This window comes from Rhizobium sp. CFBP 13644 (assembly GCF_014842165.1).
In the GTDB taxonomy this organism is placed as follows: Bacteria; Pseudomonadota; Alphaproteobacteria; order Rhizobiales; family Rhizobiaceae; genus Agrobacterium; species Agrobacterium tumefaciens_C.
On record NZ_JACYVF010000012.1, the window covers coordinates 56,486 to 77,188 of the forward strand.

17 protein-coding genes and 4 pseudogenes are annotated in these 20,703 nt (G+C 52.7%); 12 read left to right on the forward strand and 9 right to left on the reverse strand.

Annotation, left to right across the window (positions count from 1 at the left end; translation table 11 throughout):
• Window positions 1–21 precede the first annotated feature (21 nt).
• From IFT53_RS21805 to IFT53_RS21815, 3 genes and pseudogenes are all read left to right on the forward strand, one after another.
• Window positions 22–1,011 (forward strand): DUF4432 family protein, encoded by a 990-nt coding sequence (locus IFT53_RS21805; protein WP_192067971.1) that lies wholly within the window; start codon window positions 22–24, stop codon window positions 1,009–1,011.
• A gap of 100 nt (window positions 1,012–1,111) precedes the next feature.
• Window positions 1,112–1,492, forward strand: a pseudogene (locus IFT53_RS21810) (hypothetical protein); the annotation flags it as partial.
• Between the two features lie 393 nt (window positions 1,493–1,885).
• Complete coding sequence (locus IFT53_RS21815) at window positions 1,886–2,623, forward strand: response regulator (protein WP_342365859.1); 738 nt, start codon at window positions 1,886–1,888, stop codon at window positions 2,621–2,623.
• A 465-nt stretch (window positions 2,624–3,088) separates the two neighbouring features.
• On the opposite strand, the gene IFT53_RS21820 is transcribed toward IFT53_RS21815, so the two are convergent.
• A complete protein-coding gene (locus IFT53_RS21820) occupies window positions 3,089–5,110 on the reverse strand; it encodes a sensor domain-containing protein (RefSeq protein ID WP_192067974.1) in 2,022 nt (673 codons plus the stop codon).
• Between the two features lie 245 nt (window positions 5,111–5,355).
• Between IFT53_RS21820 and IFT53_RS21825 the strand changes: the two are divergent.
• Both IFT53_RS21825 and IFT53_RS23870 read left to right on the forward strand, forming a co-directional pair.
• A pseudogene (locus tag IFT53_RS21825) lies at window positions 5,356–6,076 on the forward strand (DDE-type integrase/transposase/recombinase); the annotation flags it as partial.
• Between the two features lies 1 nt (window position 6,077).
• Window positions 6,078–6,278, forward strand: a pseudogene (locus IFT53_RS23870) (integrase core domain-containing protein); the annotation flags it as partial.
• A gap of 110 nt (window positions 6,279–6,388) precedes the next feature.
• Here the strand turns inward: IFT53_RS23870 and IFT53_RS21830 are convergent.
• Window positions 6,389–8,083 carry an ATP-binding protein gene (locus IFT53_RS21830; RefSeq protein ID WP_192067977.1) on the reverse strand — a complete coding sequence of 565 codons (1,695 nt, stop codon included), beginning with the start codon at window positions 8,081–8,083 and terminating at the stop codon, window positions 6,389–6,391.
• 458 nt (window positions 8,084–8,541) lie between these two features.
• On the opposite strand from IFT53_RS21830, the gene IFT53_RS21835 reads away from it, so the two are divergent.
• The 6 genes and pseudogenes from IFT53_RS21835 to IFT53_RS21860 form a co-directional block, all read left to right on the forward strand.
• Window positions 8,542–8,913 (forward strand): hypothetical protein, encoded by a 372-nt coding sequence (locus tag IFT53_RS21835; protein ID WP_206758584.1) that lies wholly within the window; start codon window positions 8,542–8,544, stop codon window positions 8,911–8,913.
• Between the two features lie 4 nt (window positions 8,914–8,917).
• Window positions 8,918–10,306 (forward strand): VirB4 family type IV secretion/conjugal transfer ATPase, encoded by a 1,389-nt coding sequence (locus IFT53_RS21840; RefSeq protein ID WP_192067981.1) that lies wholly within the window; start codon window positions 8,918–8,920, stop codon window positions 10,304–10,306.
• Complete coding sequence (locus tag IFT53_RS21845; RefSeq protein ID WP_192067982.1) at window positions 10,303–10,782, forward strand: type IV secretion system protein VirB5; 480 nt, start codon at window positions 10,303–10,305, stop codon at window positions 10,780–10,782. The genes IFT53_RS21840 and IFT53_RS21845 overlap by 4 nt, the downstream gene beginning before the upstream one ends.
• Window positions 10,783–10,930: 148 nt before the next feature.
• A complete protein-coding gene (locus IFT53_RS21850; RefSeq protein WP_192067984.1) occupies window positions 10,931–11,818 on the forward strand; it encodes a type IV secretion system protein in 888 nt (295 codons plus the stop codon).
• A 430-nt stretch (window positions 11,819–12,248) separates the two neighbouring features.
• Window positions 12,249–13,307, forward strand: a complete 1,059-nt coding sequence (locus IFT53_RS21855) for a pilus assembly protein TadG-related protein (protein ID WP_192067986.1) — start codon at window positions 12,249–12,251, stop codon at window positions 13,305–13,307.
• Between the two features lie 70 nt (window positions 13,308–13,377).
• Window positions 13,378–14,631: pseudogene (locus IFT53_RS21860) on the forward strand (lactate dehydrogenase); the annotation flags it as partial.
• A gap of 199 nt (window positions 14,632–14,830) precedes the next feature.
• Here the strand turns inward: IFT53_RS21860 and IFT53_RS21865 are convergent.
• Window positions 14,831–15,220 carry an XRE family transcriptional regulator gene (locus IFT53_RS21865; RefSeq protein WP_192067988.1) on the reverse strand — a complete coding sequence of 130 codons (390 nt, stop codon included), beginning with the start codon at window positions 15,218–15,220 and terminating at the stop codon, window positions 14,831–14,833.
• Window positions 15,213–15,584: a type II toxin-antitoxin system RelE/ParE family toxin gene (locus IFT53_RS21870; protein WP_192067989.1), complete on the reverse strand. Its 372-nt coding sequence runs from the start codon at window positions 15,582–15,584 to the stop codon at window positions 15,213–15,215. Before IFT53_RS21870 ends, IFT53_RS21865 begins: the two co-directional genes overlap by 8 nt.
• Window positions 15,585–16,520: 936 nt before the next feature.
• Between IFT53_RS21870 and IFT53_RS21875 the strand changes: the two genes are divergently transcribed.
• Window positions 16,521–16,829 carry a DUF736 domain-containing protein gene (locus IFT53_RS21875; protein ID WP_037102212.1) on the forward strand — a complete coding sequence of 103 codons (309 nt, stop codon included), beginning with the start codon at window positions 16,521–16,523 and terminating at the stop codon, window positions 16,827–16,829.
• Between the two features lie 43 nt (window positions 16,830–16,872).
• Here IFT53_RS21875 and IFT53_RS21880 read toward each other — a convergent pair whose 3' ends face one another.
• From IFT53_RS21880 to traC, 5 genes are all read right to left on the reverse strand, one after another.
• Complete coding sequence (locus tag IFT53_RS21880; RefSeq protein WP_192067993.1) at window positions 16,873–17,151, reverse strand: HU family DNA-binding protein; 279 nt, start codon at window positions 17,149–17,151, stop codon at window positions 16,873–16,875.
• Window positions 17,152–17,195: 44 nt separating this feature from the next.
• Window positions 17,196–17,501 carry a WGR domain-containing protein gene (locus IFT53_RS21885; RefSeq protein ID WP_192067994.1) on the reverse strand — a complete coding sequence of 102 codons (306 nt, stop codon included), beginning with the start codon at window positions 17,499–17,501 and terminating at the stop codon, window positions 17,196–17,198.
• 485 nt (window positions 17,502–17,986) lie between these two features.
• Window positions 17,987–19,957 (reverse strand): Ti-type conjugative transfer system protein TraG, encoded by a 1,971-nt coding sequence (gene traG / locus IFT53_RS21890; protein WP_192067996.1) that lies wholly within the window; start codon window positions 19,955–19,957, stop codon window positions 17,987–17,989.
• Window positions 19,944–20,159, reverse strand: coding sequence for a type IV conjugative transfer system coupling protein TraD (gene traD, locus IFT53_RS21895; protein WP_192067998.1), 216 nt, complete (start codon window positions 20,157–20,159; stop codon window positions 19,944–19,946). The genes traG and traD overlap by 14 nt, the downstream gene beginning before the upstream one ends.
• A gap of 4 nt (window positions 20,160–20,163) precedes the next feature.
• A complete protein-coding gene (gene traC, locus IFT53_RS21900; protein WP_192067999.1) occupies window positions 20,164–20,460 on the reverse strand; it encodes a conjugal transfer protein TraC in 297 nt (98 codons plus the stop codon).
• Window positions 20,461–20,703 lie beyond the last annotated feature (243 nt).

Sequence of the window (20,703 nt, forward strand, 5' to 3'; positions counted from 1 at the left end):
CAATTTTACAAGGAGCATGAAATGAACATAGAGCTATTGAAGCGCAGCGCGGACCTGCGTTCGCTCGCGGACATACGCCTTGTCACTTTGGAAGATGGCCCGGGGCGCGGTCAGCGTATCTTGGTCGCCCGAAACGCAGCCGGCGTTGCGTTTGAAGTCGCCGTCGATCGCGGGTTCGACATTTCGAGCCTGTCTTTCAAAGGGACGAATATCGGCTGGCACTCACCAACGCAGATGGCATTTCCGGCCCATGATCCGGGATCCGAAGACGGATGGGGGTTCCTGCGCAATTTCGACGGCTTCATGGTCACATGCGGCCTGGACCACTACAGTCGTCCGCACCAGGCTGATGTGCGCCACTACAATCACCCGCACATCAAGACGAGGAATATGCCTCTCCATGGACGGATTTCGACAGAAAAGGCACGATTGCTCAGCTGTGGTGTGGACGCTGAGACGCTCGTCATCTCCTGCGAAGGAATCGTTAGGCAGGCGAGCGTGTTTGGCGAAACTCTCGAGTTGCGGCGCAGGATCACACTCCCGATGTTCGAGTCGGAGTTGAATGTCGAGGACACGGTAACGAACCGCGGCTTCCGTTCAACGGATCATGCCATCATGTATCACGTCAATTTCGGTTACCCTTTTCTGAACGACACCCTCACCGTCGCTGGCTTACCCGATCCGCTACTTTCGGAACTCAACTCGCAACCTCCCATCCCGTCCGATGATTTCGGCGAAAAGGTAGATGTTGTCGATAGTCGTATCTCGCCACATCAGGTCCCTGTCATTCTGCGGAACGAAAAAACCGGCGTCGCCGTGTCGTTCGCCTACAGCCAGGCGACGCTTCCCAAACTCGGTGTGTGGCGCGCCTTTCAATCGGGTATATTCGCTCTCGGAATTGAGCCCCGAACAGACCTTCGTTCCGGGAACGATAACAACCTCGAACCTGGTGAAAGCCGAAGCTACTTGCTTCGTTTTGGTCTTGCTGATTTTCAGACCGGTGATCCATGAGTGTCGGAGTCAACGCAGGCGAGGGCATCGTGACGGTCTTGATAAGTCGCGCTGGAACGATGAGACCGCACCTCATGGTGGCGTCGATCCACGCCAGGATTTGCACGTCCCGGCTGTCGCACGATCATCGCGACCGTGTTCTCAGTACCGAGAGCTTCTCGACAACCCGAAACGGGTTTCGCTAGATGCTTGCCTGGATGAGCTCTTTCAAGAACCTCCAATGCGTTGGAAGCGAATGCACCCTCAGCTACGGTGCAGGGTTACTGCGCTACATACGGACAACGACATGAATGGGGCTATCGTTACAGAACTCGCTCCAGAACTGCTTTCTAAAACCGCGATCGACCTGATCAGCGCGGCCGAGTCCCTGCTCACTGCGGGCGAAACCTCCGATCGGCTGAGATTCGAGGCGAGCTTCGCGGCATTGTGCAGCGTCAGCCCATTCCTGGTTTCTTCCGGGAAAACGGTTCGGCGCAGGTTGGGGATAGTTCGACGGACGGTGTCATCCTCATCATCGCGATGGGGAGGCTTATGCTCGATGCACGCATGCACGACTACGTGGCGCAATGAGTCGTGCACAAAAATCGAAGCTCGAGGCTGGTTGCTGCCTCAGACGCCACATCGCCCGCGTATGTTTCGCCATCATTGTGCCGCGGCACAGTAAGCCAATATACCAGTAAGCAGTTCACAAATATAGCTGTTTAAGTGCGCTTGTGGCGGCGATGCGTATATATGAGAGGTTTGTGCAACACGAATATAACAGACTACAACATATGTTGAGCGTGGGCCGAGGGCCATCAGAGCCCAGCAACTTTACGTGTAATACAGCAAATTGATGAGCGCCCTAGAGGTGTTCCTACGGGAGGATTATCAAGTGAAGCACATACTCGTCGTCGACGATGACGCAGGAGTGAGGACTTCGATTACTCAGAACTTGTCGATACATGCTATGCGAGCAACTTGCGTTTCCTGCAGCCAGCAAGTTTATCGGGTTCTTGGTTGTGAATCAGTGGATGTCATAGTCGTCGATCTGAATCTCGGACATGAGGACGGTCTCGACATTGTTCGAAGTTTGGCTGCGCGGTCAGATGTCCCAATCATAATTATCAGCGGTGACAGACTTGAAGAGGCCGACAAGGTCATCGGCCTTGAATTGGGTGCAGTAGATTATATTGCCAAGCCATTTGGCGAAAGAGAATTCTTGGCCCGAATTAAGGTCGCGCTAAGAAGCCGCACGTATATGAGCCCAAAAACGAAAGATCGAAGGACGTTCTCTTTCTCAGACTACTCGTTAAATTTGAAACAACGGCGTCTTCTTGCATCAACCGGTGATGAGATAAAACTTACCGCGAGCGAATTCAATCTCCTCGTTGCTTTTCTTGAAACGCCGAAGGACGTACTTTCACGGGAAGATCTTTTGTCTGCAAGCCGAGTTCACCAAGAAGAAGTCTTTGATAGAAGCATCGACGTGCTCATTCTTCGCCTGCGCCGTAAGCTTGAAATAGACTGCTCGAATCCTCGCCTAATCTGTACCGCTAGGGGCGCCGGATATTATTTCAACTCAGAAGTTGAGGTATCCTACGGAAGGATCGCCGCAACTGCCGTGATATGATACTGCACTCAAGAGACGAAAATTTTCGGCATTCCCCCCACACGAGACGACCTCCTAGAAAATAAGGATGTGCTTCGATTTTTCTATCAATTACCTCTCCGCTGGGGGTTAAGCTTCGTCAAAATCAAATACATTTCTAATCCTGCGTCCAAATCTCACAGTGCATAAGAGATGCGGCCGATTAGTTTTGGCCGTCATAGAACCTGAACCAAAAATATCATGCCCAAAACCATATAATTCACAACTCGATGCGCGCTCGGAAACAGAAAAAAGGCTGGCGCAAGATGTGGACCATCCATAGTAGAGATGCACCAGTCAATATGGCAAAGAGAGAGTCATAGCCAAGCTACTCCTTACGTTCATTTGCGCCACTTAGTACAGGGAATGCGCTACTCAGACTCAAATGCGTACAAATGCTGGGACGTAATCGAGTGAGATAGCCGTTACAAAAAACTAGGCGTCTCTCTACCCTAACAATTCTCTAACACAACCATAAGTAGCGCCTTGACTTTGTTCCTCTCCACCGAAATATATTGACTCAAGGTCTAACGGTCGGCCGAAGAGAAATCCCTGAAATTCGTCGAGTCCTTCGGTAAGTAGGAAGTCTCTCTGCCCTGCAGTCTCAACACCCTCCGCAAGAACCGGAACTTTGAGACTTTTGCCAAGCGCAAGGATTGCCCTAATAAACGCTTTTGCATGTCGGGTCGTATCGATACCTGCAACGAAGCTGCGATCAAGCTTGATGCGGTCGAACGGAAATGCCCTAAGTGTTTCAAAGGAAGAATAACCAGTTCCAAAGTCGTCTAAGGCAATTGATACGCCAAAGGCTTTGATCTGGCGGAGGATATGAAGTGCACGTGTTCGATCCGCCATCAATGCTGTTTCGGTGATCTCGAGCTCCAGTCGACTCGGCGCGAGTCCGCTCGTCATCAAGATTTCGCGGATGCGATCAACTATTTGGACGTCGCCCAGCTGCAGAGGGGACAAATTCACCGCAATCCGATGAGGGACGGACCATTTTGCAGCCTCGGAACAGGCTTTATCCAAAACCCAATCGCCTAGAGGAATAATAGCGCCGCACTGTTCAGCGATCTCAATAAACCTGTCTGGGGCAATCAGGCCCATAGTCGGGTGTCGCCAGCGTAAGAGTGCTTCGTACCCAGAGGTGACGTTTGTATCCGCAGTCTTCTGGATTTGGTAGTTCAAAAAGAACTGCCCCTGCTCCACACCGTCCCAGATATCTCCAGCAAGTTTCAAGCGCATCCGCTCAACTTCGTCGAGCGAAGCATCAAAATAACAAATTGTTTCCCCAATGCGGGTCTTTGCCCGATACATTGCGAGATCGGCATTTTTTATGAGAGATTCGCGATCCTGGGCATCGTTCGGGTAAACCGCAACGCCAATGCTTGCACCAGTTACAACTTTGCCATGGGGAAGAAGCATAGGTTCGGTGATGTGCCGCTGGATGCGAGCAACAAATTCCTTGAGCTGCATGTCGTCAACATACGTTTTCATTGCAGCGAACTCGTCCCCGCCGAAGCGCGCAACTACCTCGTTTGCCCCAATATCAGACACCAGTCTATCAGAAATTGTTCTTAGAACGACATCACCGGCGGAGTGCCCATAAGTATCGTTTATATACTTGAAGCGATCGAGATCGATGCCGATCACTGCGACACGCAAACCCGCCTTCGACTTCGCCGCAGAAAAAACCTCGGACTCAAGCATCTCGATAAAACATCTACGATTAGGAAGTCCGGTCAACGCATCATGATTTGCAAGATGTGCATACTGTTTCTCGTTCAAGTGTTGCTCGGTAATGTCGTTTATTGTGACAATACGCTCACCTTCTGGGGTATCTATAAACGTGCTACGCATCACTCGTCCCGACGATAGCCGCAGCAAACCAGTCCCCTCAAGAAGAGCCCGCAATGGTTTGTATCTCTCATCTGTTGCTATTGAAGCTGACGTTGCAAGGAGGGGAGGCGAACAAGCATCGGTTTCCACAACGAGCTTTTCAAATTGGCGATTATGGAAAACTGGCTCGCCACTGCTGGCGAGAACACATACAGCGCTTGGAATGTGATCCAATGCCAAGCTTTCATACCTCGAACGTTCAAAACGCTCATCTGGGTGAGATACAAAGAAAAAACCGACCAACGGGCCATCTTCCAGCTCGCCACCGACAAGTACAATACGCGCCGAGGACGAGCTACCTTCCAATGCAAGGTGACATGTTGAATATCCGCGCCGCCGTGCGGCTAAAAGGTTCCTCGCCGGAACGCCCTCTCGTTGTGAAGATGGGCTAAACAGACAAGAAAAATTCTGGCCAAGCATCTGGCTACTCATCCAGTCGTTTTGTTGCGCGACCGGCTCCCACGCTAAGAATTTACCGCTCGGTGAAATTTTAACGATCGCGTCCGTCAGCGTGCCTAAAGCGATCTGGCCTGGACCTTGACTGGCTACGGTAGATAAACATGCGTCCATGATAATAAAATCCTAGATGGTATGATTGGCTCTACGAAATCTACGGAGAACCTATCTAATAGTCGTTTCCGAAAACGGAAATATTGTTTTGCTCCAGGAAAATATTGGCTACATCAGTATTTAGTTTATTTCAAATATAATCAGAATGTTACATTGTTTTTATGATGCTCTGATCCGCAAAAACTGGACCGTTCGTAACTGGAGTTTTCCGCGGTAATTTCCCGACTGGGAAAAGGAGCGGAAGCATGAAGGCATCGAAGTTCTCGGACGCCCAGAAGGCGTTCATTTTAAAGCAGGGTGACGATGGTGTGCCTGTGGCCGAAATCTGCCGGAAGGCGGGAATCATCCAGGCGACGTATTTCAATTGGCGCAAGAAATATGCGGGTCTGTTGCCCGACGGGATGCTGGTGGATTGGGGCATATCGATCCGACGGGCCTGCAAGGTCCTGATGTTCGACACGTCGACCTACCACTACAAGTCCCACCGCACCAGACAGGGGCCACTCGAACGACGCATCAAGGAGATTTGCGAGACACGCGTGCGGTATGGCTACCGCCGTGTTCATGTGCATTTGCGCCGTGATGGCTGGAAGATCAATATGAAGAAGACACGCAGGATTTACAGCGAGTTAGGCCTTCAGCTGCGTAACAAGCATCCGAAGCGCCGCGTGAAGGCAAAGCTTAGACACGATCGACAGGAGGCTGTCGGACCGAACGATGTCTGGGCGATGGACTTCGTTCACGATCAACTCGCGACCGGCAAGAAGTTGCGCATCCTGACCGTGGTCGACACGCGCTCGCGCTACTGCCCGGCCGCCGCTTCACCTATCGCGGCGAGGATGTCGTCCAGACCCTCGAAGGCATCTGCCGTAAGACTGGCTATCCGAAGACGAACAGGGTGGACAATGGCAGCGAGTTCATCTCCCAAGACCTCGACCTGTGGGCCTATACCAACAATGTCACCCTNAACAGCTTCATCGAGGCCTTCAACAGCACGCTGCGGTCCGAATGCCTGAACGCCCATTGGTTCCTAACCCTCGCGGATTCCAGCGAAAAGTTGGATACTTGGCGTCCATACTACAATGAGGAACGTCCTCACTCGGCGATCAGATATGACGTCCCGATCGCCCTGCATAATCCCGGTGGCCCAACCAGCCAGTCATCGTGATCAGAGCCGGAAAACTCTAATATCCTGCGGTCCAATGTTGGGACTCTGTGCACTTTCAGTCGCTCGTGTAGGTCACCAGCAATTAGAGGTTGTCAAATAGACAGTGCTACTCATCTGGGCTTGTCAATACATCTCGACAACGTATCCGCTAACACTTGGGAGGATAGCGGCCTTATAAAAAGATGAGCGTGCTCCAAATCTTCAATTACGTTGAGGTGACTGACAAGAATTAGCTTACCACTCTTCTTATCTTTCATCGAATGCACAAAATGCTGCACTTCAAGGTCGGTGGTTAGATCTGCAAAAACGACGTCCTCGACGTTTCCCTTGCTAGTCCAAGACCTAAATTTCTCAACACTCTCGAAGCCTAGCACCTCATACCCTAACGCTGCTATTTTCTCTTCATACAGTTCCCTGGCATCTAGATCTTTGCACACAATAGCAACGGTTTCGCCACGTCCTGTGGGAACGTGACCTAAGTTAAAAAACGAAGATAGCACTCCGGGTTGTCGGCTCGCAATTGGCAGACTAATGTCGAAGCGCATTCCAGAGCCAGCGGTCGACGAAACATCGATGTAGCCGTTGAGAGCCCTGATCTGACGCAGCACTGTTGACAATTCGAAGCCTGTTCTCTCAGTCCGGGCTGGTTTCGTTGAGAAAGGCGTGAATATTTGCCCAATTATTATATCCGGTATTCCTGCTCCTGTATCCTCAACCGATATCTGCGCGTAGGCTCCGGGAGGGATAATTCCCGTTAGTACGGTTTTAGCTTCGCTGACGACGCTATTTTTTAGTGTAATTTTTACGCCTCCAGGTCCTGCTATAGATAGGCAAGAATTTCTGCAAAGACTCACTAATACGCTTTGTATGTCTAGTGAATTTGCCTCTACGTTTGAAGTTTCATCTAATAAATATATTTCTAGGCCAATTCGACTTGGTAATAAATTCCTGATAAAATTCTCATTTCTAATAATAAAGCTATTGAGATCGATAGGCTGTATCATGCGCGCGCTATCTCTGCTTGTTGCCAGAATATGCTCAATGATAATTGTCGCTCGCCGACCCGTCTCCATCACGAGCGCCAACTGGCCGTCGGCTGCTTTCTTACTTATGGACATCAGTCCTCGTTCCGCATAGCCGAGAATTTCAGACAACGTATTGCTAAACTCACTCGCAATAACGTCAGTCAATGTCTCTAGGCTTGATACCAGATCGACACCTTCTAGTCTTTGCTTCATGTCAACCAGCTCCATCGCTTTCCTTTCGGCCTCAACATTCTGGACGAATCGTCGCGTTGCCGTGCGCAAGAATAGGAACGCATCGGACGACTGCTGTTTTTTCTTACCTTCAAGCTCATAACTGACAACAACAGTAACTTCGTCCCATCTATAGATCAGTATACTTCTGTCACGTTCAGATGATGCCGGAAAAGATGCTGACCGGAAAGGCTCGCAGAAATTTTCTTCCTTTGTAAGCGCCAAGGCGTCCAACGCTGAAAACCCTTTGTTGCAATCCGCCGTCATAAAGTGGTCGATCACTAACTGCTTTGAAGTGTCAACAACTGTCACCGTCAAATTTTTCGCAGGCAAGACCTCCGCGATCGGAGAGAACTTCGCGGCTGGCCGATAGGTGTGATCTGTGCTCATTCGAATGGGCAGCGGTCCTGAAGAAGCAAACGCGTCATCTAACCGGTCTAAGGCTGTTTCCCAGTTTCTAAGTCTCATAATTTCAGCCGTTTTGGCGCGTGCACGGAATGCCTGAGCTAGAGTGAAGAGCAAAGTGATTCCCAAAAAAGCACCAATCATCGAACAGCTCTCCTTGCGCTGCGTTCAGGATGGGAGGAGAGTAGAATAACGCACAGCGCACAAAGAACAGATCTCAATTTTGCAGCATTAGCGCAATAAAATACAATATTAAATCAGTATTTTTATAAACAAATATCAACCTCCCCGCCAAAGACAATATGATTAATGATCATATATTTATCAATAGGCGTTAAAATATTTTTTTGACCAAAAGTGGATGCTAGTCCTTGCTTAAGACAATTTTGAAAACCGCCTTAAGGGCATCTCAATGCAATTTCCGCATTGCTCCGCGTTTAGAGCACCCTGCTAGAAAATATTCAAATAGAGATATTTCGAATGAAGCATTCCATGTTTCAATGATAAATGTAATCAAATTGCTGCTTATTTAAACGTGAAAGAAACGTTACCGAGGTAATAGACGCTCACAGCATTCTGGAGCTCAGTTCTGACCCATGCAAATGGCACTTTACACTATCGGCTTGAATATAGCCGCGCTGCATGGTGAAGACGAACATCAATTGACAAAAAAAAGTGATTTTTTTGTCTTACCCTTGAATTTCGCGCCACGCGTGAATGCAATCACACATATGAAAAATTCGTCGGTAGACAGTTCGTTAAAGGTACCGGCGGACAACGACGAGTTGGTAGGCCGCAGGGTATTATTCTTTGGCGGTGAAGAATCTGGGGAAAGTGGCAGGGGACTTGTAAAGCAGCACCGGTCGATAGACTTCGGCGTTCTCAAGATTGTTTCCAGCGAGTTTTCGAGTTTGGGTCTGACAGCTGAAACGGCAGCCTATCATTGTAGCCCGATACGCACGGTCCGGAGATAATTTGATGCAGAGTGCCAGCGACCGATCGGGCGAGATTTACCTTCCGTATGTAGGTCATTTGAGCGATCAGGTCATGCTTCTTGAGGACGGCTCAGTCATGGCTATGGCTCATTTCCCCGGGATCATTTCCGGACTAGAAGACGAAACATCTCGCAACGCGCGCTACCGTGCCTTAAACGCCCTGTTCGGCGATATTGCTGACGACAACGTCACTATCTGTGCTCACTTCGTTCGCCATGATGCCTCGGCTATCATCCATATGGTCAACTTCAGCAGCCGCTTTGCGGAACACCTGAAGAGAGCTTTTTCAAGGGCAATTCCGGAAGGGAATTTGCTACGTAACGATCAGTTTTTGACACTCATTGTTTCCCCGAGAAACTCATTCGGGAAGTTAAGTTGCACGATGGTGCAAGAGTACAATGAGGCGAACAATGATCTGAAGTCTCTTATCTGCGAGCTCGAGAATCTCTGGCATGTGATTGTCGGCGTCCTTGGGGCGTATAGCGTTCGCCGTCTTGGTGTTCGACAGAAGGACGGTGTTACCTTTACGGAGATAGGCGAGGCGTTACGACTGATTTTGACGTGCAATTGTCTCCCCGTCGCGGTTACTAGCAGCTCCATTGGTCCATGGAGGTATACGCCCCGGGTATTTCGCGGAAGGGGTGGTGTAGAAGTTCGATTGCCCAGTGGAACTCACTTTAGATCTATATTTTCCGTTCAAGAATATCCCGTCAGGAGCAAGTCTGGAACGCTCAATACGTTACATTTAAGTAATTTTCCCCTAGTGGTGAGCCAAAGCTTTGGATTTCTGGCGCGTTCGCAGATATGTGCTAAACCATGCCTCAAACTTAGCCAAAGCTTGAGGCATGGACACGAAGCTCCCATCCAATCGAACGAATGGGCGCAGCCTGAAAACGCGCTCGCCAGTAACGAGTTTGTCATGGGCTCTCACCACCTAAGCATCTGCATTTATGCTCGCGACATGAAAAGCTTGGCAAATCGGAGCGATTGGGCTCTCGCAAAGCTAATCGATGCCGGTGCTTTGGCAGTTCAGGACAGGAGCGGTATAGAGGCTGCCTATTGGTCTCAGCTTCCTAGTAACTGGCGCTGGCGTTGGCGCGAGCGACCCGGTGCCATCACCTTCAAAAATTTTGCGGATTTTATATCTTTCAATACTTGCCCGATGGGTTCGCCTGTTGAGGAGCGGGGCAGCGTGACATACGGCTCAGATCTGTCTCATATGCCCAAATTTGTCGGGGTAGTCTTGTGTCATTTAAGCAACGTCAAACTTGTTGACACGTTGGGGAAGCTGTTCGGAGAAGTCCCTGCATTCTGGCTGGATAAATTCATGACCAGATATGTTGAAGCCAAGGCCAAAGGATTAAGGTCATGAGCAGGAAGATTGTTCATCTTTTGATCGCAACGATGTGTTTTGGAGTGTCCAGTGGCAACAATGCCGGAGCAGAGATTGTCGGTTCCTATCCAACTAATCTCTCCCAGAACTTTGCTCAGGCGCTGTCCGCCGCCCCAAAGCTTGAGCAAATAATTACCATGGTGATTATGCTGACGGCGTCTCATGGCGTGAGTGGACTGCTTGGTCGGCTCAACCAGCCTAACCAGTATCCCACTACAAACCATCTGACCAACCAGCTTTTTGATAATGACAATCCTGCTTCTGCAGTGGCGCGAGCTGTCGCGCAGGATAACAATCGTCAAATCATCGGGACGGATTCCAGCGCCGATCTGCTCAAGGTCCAGATTGCTGGGTTAGCAAACTCAGCGGGGATTGCCGCTAACAATCTTGATACATTTGATGATCGCTTCCGCCAAAACACTGAGACGCTTCGCCAGCTTTCTGCTTCTTTGTGAACACTCAAGCGACTAACCACTCGGTCATGCCGGTTGCACGTGCCTCCCGACACGACGAATACGCCAGCAAACAAACTAAATGCGTCACGGCAGCTCTCTTTGTGCGCTAAGCCTGCAAAAGTCGCTAGTCTAAATTGGGAGACAAGAGGTGAACTTCACCATACCGGCGCCGTTTACGGCGATCCATCTCATTTTTGATGTTGCATTTAGCCAAGGCCTGGAGGCTATGCTTGGAAACATACAAAGTGCTTTAGCAGCGCCGATGGTAGCATGCGTTACGCTTTGGATCATTATCCAAGGCATTCTCGTCATGCGGGGTCAAATCGACACTCGAGGCGGAATTACGCGAGTAATCTTGGTAGCAATTGTCACGGCGCTTGTTGTCCGTCAGGCCGACTATCATATGTACGTAGTCTCATTGTTTGAAGAGACCATCCCAAATTTTATTCAAGAGTTCAGTGGGAGCGGACTAGCACTCGCGACCATTCCAACGCAGCTAGACACAATGTTTGCAATGACGCAGGTTGTGTTTCAGCGCATATCAGCTGAGATTGGCCCTATGAACCAGCAGGATCAGCTATCATTCCAAGGGGCTCAGTGGATATTTTACGGATCGTTATGGGCGACATTTGGTGTCTACACAACCGTAGGCATTCTTACAAAGGTCTTACTCGCTATAGGACCAATCGTCCTCTCCGGCTACTTATTCGAAAAGACACGCGAAATGGCGGCTAGATGGCTTGGCCAACTGTTGACGTATGGTTTGCTCCTTCTCTTATTGAACGTCGTCGCGACGATCGTCATCATCACGGAAGCAGCGGCGCTTGCCGCTATGTTAGCGGTTATTTCCGCTGCTAACACGACGACCGCGAAGATCATCGGTCTTTACGAACTTGACATGCTTTTTTTAACCGGAAATGCGCTCATTCTCGCCTTACCTGCTATTGCTGGAAATATAGGCGGCAGCTACTGGGCTGGCGGAAATACGCCTGCCGAGAGCCTTAAACGGCGTTTTTCTGTCACCACACGTCACTAAAGCAACCCAAGATCTCTTTTTCGTTGCCTTCTTGCTCATTCTGCAGCTTCGCCACGCGAGTCGAGTTTACCAAACTTGCCCTCAAACTTTATCCAGTTTTGAGTTTCTGAACTGCACCCCATTTCGACCGGACAGTCGGCATAAGCAGAAAGCTACAAGCACAGGCTTGAGTTAAAAAGTAAAGTTGATACTGAATTCATATATATTATTGGCAGCCTATATCCTCTGCCAGCGCGAAAGTATTATTAATACTAAATTACAATTTCTTTAACTATAATTTCGCTGAAAATTATGGAACAGGCAACTAAAATTTATTGAACAATTTCAGTTGAAACAATTCAATTCGAATATATCATAGATATATAATATTGATGGCTAAAGTTTCTGCTATTTATATCTTCTGAAGATTATTGAGCAGGGTTTGTCGGTCGTGAGTATTTTCTCCAAAATATCCTTTTTGTCTAATTATTTTTCCTTGTCATCTAGAACCAAGGACGCCGAACCCAGATCGGAGCACTCCTCCACCTTCGTCTTTAAGAAGATTTCGCCTTTGGGGATGGGAGATTTCGTAAAAGACGTGAGGGGCAATTTCGGCATCCTCACCGCCCTTTGCGCCACACCGCTCATTGTCGTAGCTGGAGGAAGCATAGACTTTTCTATGGCAACTGTTGAGCGGACAAAATTGCAAGGCTACGCTGATGCCGCGGCTCTTGCGGGAGCAGGGATTTATGACGGGACAAACGCTAAAAGTGCGATTGGAACCGCAAAAAGATTTCTTGGAAGCCTTTCTGAAAAGACAGCCTACGAGGTCTCAATGACCGCCAACAACATCCATATCACTATCAAAGGAAGCTCGCCTAATGCATTTCTTGGTTTGATTGGTATGGACTCAATGCCCGTGAGCGTTGCTGCGTCAGCGACAGCGCCCGTCTTGCCAAAATCCGTTCTCTTGAAGCCTTTAGATGCGACGGGTTTCTTTTTCAAACAAATTTCTATTTTGGTCAGGAGGCCAGGGGCTACATTAGACACGGTGGTTGGAACAGTTACATATCAGCCCACGACGCGTAGAGACGATGGTCGTGGCAAAATGACCGTGCTTCCGCAAGAAAAGTTTGATCTTGGGAAATATAGTAAGTTAATACTCCGTATGGACGTAAAATGGGACGGATGCCCTCTAGGATATACATCTGATTTGACAAAGTGGGACGTCGTGTGCACGAAACTGGAAGAGCGGGATCCGGGATACAAAAGTAGTTTAGCTTACAACGCTGTAGTTCGCACGGATGATCCGACAAAGAGTCACCATTTGTTTGTTGATAATACCCAGCTACCAAAAGGGGTGATAAGTCCACTTGATAATCTTGTCGAATGTAATCGAGTCGCAAAACATGCCTGGGAGGATGGCGGATCTTGGTTGCGCCAAGACTTCTTTTATACCGTCCAAACGACCTGTGCCCCAAATGGGCAGTTCGTTTGGTTAACCAAATGAATTGAATTGTCCTGAGTCCGCTTGACGGGTTGACGAGTTGACGAGTTAAGTTAACGTTGCTGCTGGGGTAACCGGAGAGGACAAGTATCGCCGCAAGGACGGCAAGGCCTTCTCCTGATCCGGCGCGGGGCAACAGATCTTCTCCGATCTCGGCACGATCGATGTTGAACCGACCCGTAGCTTTTCCGCCCATCGCTGGATCCGCGATGAGCTCGTCCGCCTTGGCATACCAGCATCCGAAATCGCCTTCGTGCAGGACTACAAGAAGTCGGAGGCTAAGTAGCGGCTGTTCAGCGACTTCAATGCCGGCAAGGTTAGAGTGCTGATCGGATCGTCGGAAACCATGGGCACCGGCGTCAATGTACAGGCTCGGCCCAAAGCTCTCCATCATCTTGATGTTCATTGGTTGCCATCGCAGATCGAGCAGTACGAGGGCCGCTTTATCCGCCAGGGTAACCAGCATCACGAGGTCGACGTTTTCGCCTAGGCAACGCTCGACAGCCTCGACGCCAACATTTGGCAGAAAAACGAGGGCAAGGCTCAGTTCATTGCGGCGGCCCTGTCCGGCGATACCAGCGTCCGCTGGCTAGAAAGTATGGGCGAGGGGCAGGCCAACCAGTTTGCAATCGCCAAGGCCGTAGTCTCTGGCGACGAGCGTCTGATGCAAAAGGCCGAGCTTGAGGCCGAGATTGCTCGTCTCGACCGGCTGCGGGCAGCCCATATCGACGATCAGCACGCGATCCGCCGACAGATCCGCGACGCCGAACGGGATATCGAATTTTCCAGCCGCCGGATCGAGAATGTGGGCAACATCTACCGTCTCGTCCGAACCGCGGGCGATGCGTTCACAATGCCGCTCGGAAGCGGGGAGTTCGACGAGCGCAAGCTTGCCGGCCGCGCGCTGATAAAAGAGATCCTGACGCTGGTTCAGCTTCAGCAGGAGAAAGAGGTGATCATCGCCACCATCGGCGGCTTCGATCTCGCATATCACGGCGAACGGTTCGGCAAGCACGGTTATCGCTACGACACTTTTCTTCAACGCACGGGTGGCGATTACGAGATCGACCTGGCCGTCACCACGACGCCGATCGGTGCCATCTCCCGGCTCGAACATGCACTTGGTGGGTTTGGACATGAGCGCGAGAGCTATCGCAATCGGCTCGCCGATGCGAAACGTCGCCTCGCCTCCTACACACCGCGTGTGGGTGAAAGCTTCTCATTCGAAGTCGAGCTTGAACTTAAGCTAAGCCAACTGGACGAGATCGAGCAGGATCCGGCAGCAACCGCAAACGAACCAGGGGAGGATTGCCAGGAAGCCACATAAAAAACGACAAATTCACTGTCACTTGAAACGGGGTCGACCATAAACATCTATCGGTCATCACCCGTCTCGATGGCTTGCCTCACAGTGGCGATTGCCGCGCGTTCGAAGCTGTCCGGGTTGGAAGGGCGCTCCCCAAAAGGGTCGAGCGCCCATTCGTTTTCAAGTGCGTGAGCACTTTTGCCATCTTGCCTATTTTTTATCAGCCTGTCAGGCTACGGAGCGGCGCTTTTTTGGCACGAGATGTCGCTGGGCTTTCTTTTAAGACAGGCCCGGCATCATCATCGAACAAGGAGGACAGGACGACTGGATGCCGGTCCGGAAAACGAGCCACAAGTTCCAGAGTGCCGCCCATGGCCCCGACATAACTTCGCAACGTGGACAAAAGCAGGTCGCTCCGCTTCTCCAGGCGTGAAATATTTTCCTGTTTCACACCGAGCGTTTCGGCCATACGGACCTGGGTGAGGTCGCGCGCCTTGCGCAGATCCTGCAGTGTCTGGTATTCCTCGAGCCGCTCGGTGCCCAGTTGTTCGAGCCGTTCGCGGCGTTCCGCAGGAAGGCCCTGAAGGACGTCATCCAATGATCTAGCCATTCTTTTTCTCCTTCATTGCTTCGAGGTGCTGTGTCAATCGCTGATCAGCTTTTGCGATCAGCACTTTATAGAATCTCGTCTGACTACCGCCCGATTTGTCGCCTGCCACTAGTAGGATTGCTCGGCGCTCGGGATCGAACGCATAAGCCAGTCGCCAAACGCCGTCTGCAGCTTTGAACCGTAATTCTTTCATATTCGCGTGTGCCGAACCCTTGAGCGTATCGGCGTAGGGACGACCAAGTTGCGGACCGTAAGCTTTCAGGAGCGGCAGTGCCGCAAAGATTTCGTCCTGCACCTCTTCCGGCAGTGCTGAAAACTCCGGGTCGAACTCGTCGTGGAGCAGAACTGCCCATTCCTTCTTCATAATATGATCTCGGAGTTATATGCTGTCAAGGTTATATTTTGGAGTGATTCTGTGCTGAATCCAAGCTCAACATCTTACAGACCTTGGTGCGAATGGCCAATCGGGTTCGGGCAGATTTAACACGAGGGTAAAACGGAGAGGGGAAAGAAGAGGATAGGAACCCCGTTTGCAACGACGGTCCAACGGCTGCCGGTTCCCTCAATCGCGCCGGTCGCCGAGACCCGGCCAGCTTGTCTCGCAAGGCAGGTCTGCTCCTGCGCAATTGCAGCCGGGCCCGTCTTGCGGTTCGGGAGATGAAGCCGCGCCGCTTGCGGACCTCACACAAAGCCAGAACTAAACTCGGTAAAGTCGATTGAAGGACAGGTTGCTCGTCGCGATCCGGCAGTTGGTGGCTTTAAGAAACGGTTTGCCCTGCGGAAACCATCGAGCGGCTTGAATCCCTGATTGGTTTGGGGTTTGGTCCGTCTGACCATGGGAGCGGGAGTGAGCAGGCCTCAGTCTTGGCATAGCACCACAACCAACGACGCGAGAAAGCAATGCAGCGTTACCGGCAATCTCCCACATGCTGTCGTTGGCTCCGACCATTCGATCCGGGCTGTTGGCGCTATGCACCCGTTCCCATTGGTCACCACCAGAATGATGCCATTTGCCGTAATCCTTGATCCGTCCACTGGCACGTCCACTGCGGTCTCGATGGGGCATGTCTGACCAAAGACCGCCTCGCGATGCTTGGCTCGATCGGCATCCGCAACGGCCGGCTCGTTTTCTTCCCCTGTGCGCTGAAGCGCCCATTCCTCGCGGGCCAAGAAAGCCTCTCCTTTGGCCGTCCTCCACTCCGTTTCGGCCTTTCAGGTGCGGGCCGATCGTCTCCAGTCCTATCGACTGCCATCGAGGCCGCGATGGACGCGGCCCGAACAACCGAAAAGGAATACGACAATGGCAACCATCGGCTCTTTCACCGCTTCCGGCAACGGCTTCTCCGGCACCATCAAGACCCTCAACCTCAACGTCAAGGCAACCATCCGCGCCGTCGAGCGCACTTCCGAAAAGGGCCCTGACTACCGCATCCTCGCCGGGGCTACGGAATTCGGCGCAGCCTGGAAGAAGACCTCGAACGAAGGCCGCGACTATCTCTCGGTCAAGCTCGACGACCCGAGCTTTCCGGCCCCGATCTACGCAACGCTGATCGAGGTCGAAGGCGAGGAAGGCCTCTCCCTCATCTGGTCCCGGTCGAACCGGGACTGAGACTGGATGCCCCGCCGCAACGCGGGGCTCTCCACTTTCTAAATCACTTGTTCAGTGCATCCTTGAGCGCCTTGGCAGGCGCGAAGGTCAGCTTTTTCGAAGCTGCAACAGTCATCTTTTCTCCGGTCGCAGGATTGCGGCCCTCGCGCTCAGGCGAAGCCTTCACCTTGAATTTTCCGAATCCGGGGATCGAGGTTTCGGCGTCGGAGGCTGCGGCATCGGCGATGGCCTGGAACACGGCCTCGACAATGCCTTTGGCCTGAACCTTCGTCAGGCCGTTGTCGGTGGCGATCTTGTCGGCGATTTCATTGGTGGTGGTCATGGGATTCCTCGCATCTTGTTGTCAAAGACAAAATCCGTGCCAGCTTATGATCGAATTGTCATTGGCCACGATAGGGATGATGGTGAGATCCGCTGGATGTCCACAGGTCGTTTTGGCCGATAACCCCGTTTGCGCTTCTCGCGAAGCACGTCGAGGAACAGGTTGATGGCCTGGCTCTCATTGTCAAACAGGTGTTCCATCTGTTGCCCGCGCGTTCCGATCCGCCCCCAGGCGCGCACAAGCGACACTTCGCCAAACAATGTCGGCTGAACGGCAAGTGCGTAGAACCGCGCCATGTTCTTCTCCGGCGCGATACGTTCGACATAGAGGTGGTAGGGCTGTGTGATCATAAGAGCAGAATCGCGCGTTCCGATTCCGCCGTCCAATGAGAGTTTTGAATCGAAGGGACATCATCGATTCACAACGTTGATCCGTGCGCCGGTCTCATTCGCACCAACTCCGGCGCGATCCTTGCCACTTCCGAGCCAGGCCTTCGGCGACGAGAATGTCGCCGACCGATCGTCGCTCCCGGTAGACGATTGAACGAGAGCGGACCGGAATTGAGGATGTCGAGCAGACGCTGTTTCGCCGCAAGACCTCGCTCGAGTTCGCGCTCACATCTCGGCGAGCTGAGCTCCGGCGCGTTGATGTCGGCGATCCTGATCTTGTTCCCGCGAAACCAGAACGTATCGCCGTCCACCACGCAGGTGGTCCGTTGCCCGCCTCCGCAGATAGAGAAGGCTTCGCTCGCTCTACTTGGCGACGCTGAGGCAACAGATGCGAGGAAGCCAGGCTAAGGGGGATAGCGTGGCAATTGCCGTAAAAAGTTTCACTGTCATGTCTCTTCATTGTCTATATTCGGAGCGGACTTATAGCTTTTCACACCGTCCGTGGCTTGTTTGTGAAACCGGTTCTCACCGACGGACATGCTCATGTCCTTGCGTCTGAACCAGATGGCGCGACCGCATCTGAGGGGCGGATTGCCTGATGTGAACACGATCTGCTCGTCGGCACGCATGCGCAGCACCTCATGCGGCAGGATCAGTGGCCGGCGGCTGAGCTGCCGGGAACGTGAGCGCGAAGATCCCTTCATCCCAGACGAGCGGTTTGTCTGGTCGACTTCGACCGTCGTATCGCCGCAGCGTTTCGAGATATAGTCGGCCGTATCAGGATCGTTGATCGCAGCAAACGAGATCCACGATGCGGATTCGAACCATTTGCTCGTCGCGTCCCGCCCGCCATAGGCCTCGCGCATCTGGCCGATGGACTGGAAGATCATCGTCAGCGTGATGCCATATTTGCGCCCGGCGTCGCGCGCGGTCTCTAAGATGCGCAGATAGCCGAGCCTGGCGACCTCATCGAGCAGGAAGAGAGCGCGACCTTTCACATCGCCGTTCCGATTGTAGATGGCATTGAGCAGCGATCCAATAACCACACGTGCCAGTCCCGGATGGGCTTCGAGGACTTTTAGATCGAGCGCGATGAAGATGTCTGTCTCGCCTTTGGCGAGATCGCCGGTGGAGAAACTGTCGCCAGAGACGAGCGCGGCATAGTTCGAATAGGAAAGCCAGTGCGTCTCCTTCACCGCATTGGCGTAGACCCCGGAAAACGTCTCCGGCGTCATGTTGACGAAGACCGAGACGTTCTCCTTCACGAAGTCTGACTCCGACTGTTCGTAAATTTCCGTCAAACGTCCCCGCAGCTTGGGCTCCGGCTCCGAGAGATTGGCTCTCACCCGGCGCAACGTCTGGTCTTCCTCGTTCGTGTGACCGGACAGGCAGACGTCGGCGATGAGGGCCGTCAGAAGCTGCATGGCCGACTCGCGGAAGAAGTCGTCGCGCGCAGAGGTCGAGCGGGGATTGTCTGTCATGATCCACGTTGCGACGGCGACGATGTCCTCTTCTTTCGTGCTGCCATGTCGCCCAATCCAGTCGAGCGCGTTGAAGCCGACGCCTGACGCCGAGGGATCGAGAATGATCACCTTGCGGCCAGCCTTGCGGCGATGCTCTGATACCATCGGCGCGACCTCGCTCGACGGATCGAGGACGACGAGACCGCCACCCCACTTGAGCGCGGTCGGGACCGTTACCGACGTGGTCTTGAAACCGCCGGAGCCGGCGAAGACGATGCCATGCGACGAGCCGAAGGAGCCGTCGAAGCATAGGAGCGGGCTCTTGCCTCCCGCCCCCCAGGTCGACGGATCGTCGGCGCGGAACGACACAGCCGCAACGCTATCGCGATCGACACGATACCGTTCACCGACAACGATGCCGCCGGGATCGGAGAAAAGTTCTGCAGCCTCCTGCACCTTCATCCAGTCGGCCTCGCCATGCACCGCTCGCTTTCCCCCAATCCGCCGTGGTGCGGCTTTGGCAAAAGCGGCATTCCCCTTCATCGCGACGCGCAGTGCGAAGACGCCGGCGAGGAACGTTGTCGATGCGCCCAGCATCGTTGCGGGGTCCGCATATCTGAGCACGGATTGACCTTTCGGGATGTCGCCAGCGATCCCGGCCAGGCGTACCCCCTCGCGTAGCACCGCGATCAGGATTGCCACACCATTTCCGCTGACGACGCCCCATCCTGCAGCCTTGATACCTGCTGCACCATTTGCCGCGAACAGAAAGATCGTGCCAATTGCAGCCGCAGTGGCATAGGGCAGCGCGAGGCCGATGCGCCCGAGCATCAGCTTGGCCTGCGCCGTCTTACTGAGCGCGGCCAGCCAGTGTTCGATCCCCGGCATGAAAACCACGACGACGATCATCGTCGTGGCCGGGATGACGGCGAGGAACACTTTACTCGCCGTCATGAGCGAACGCCTCCGCGCCTATCACTGTCAGGCGCGATTGCTCAGGATCATCGCCCTTGAGGCGGCGACTGGCATCGATCAGCAGGCCGAGCAGCAGTGCCCGTTTCTCATAGCGCAGTCCTGCCCTGACGATGAGGCCACCGAGCTCGATTTTTTCGCGCGTGTCTTTCTTCCGTGCGTCGGTCATTATTGTGCGGGCCATGCGTTCAAGCCTCACCAGGCCCGCCCGCAGGCGCGCCAGTTTCGATCGTCGTAACCGTCTCGCCTGCGGTCCTGCCGTCACCGGCATTTTTCTTTCCGGTCGAAGGCGCCTTACCTCCGCGAAACCGCCCAGTGATCTCTTCGAACGCGGCCTGTAGCTCGGTTTCCTCGATCTCGATCTCACCCAGGCCGGCCTTCAGCGCGATCCGGCCGATGCGCTCGGCCTCGCGTGTTTCTGCTTGTCTCAGCTGATCCTGCAATCTGGCGATTTCTTCCCTGATCTTCGATGATGGTTTCTTCATTCCGGTGGCATCTCCCTGGAAATCTTGGGCGTCTGTTCCGCTGCAAGATTTCCCTAAAAGCACTTCCGAAGGAATGTGCAGATCTGCACGTCGGCAAGGCCGACACTTTGGAGGATGATCCCGCCGTTCCGAAGGAGCGGATCCAAGGGCGCAATTATACGTCGCTGATGCGACGTGCTTGCCCACGGCCCTGGCGGGGCCGTCGTAAGGTTGCCGCTCGACCTGGCTGCTCTTTGGGAACGA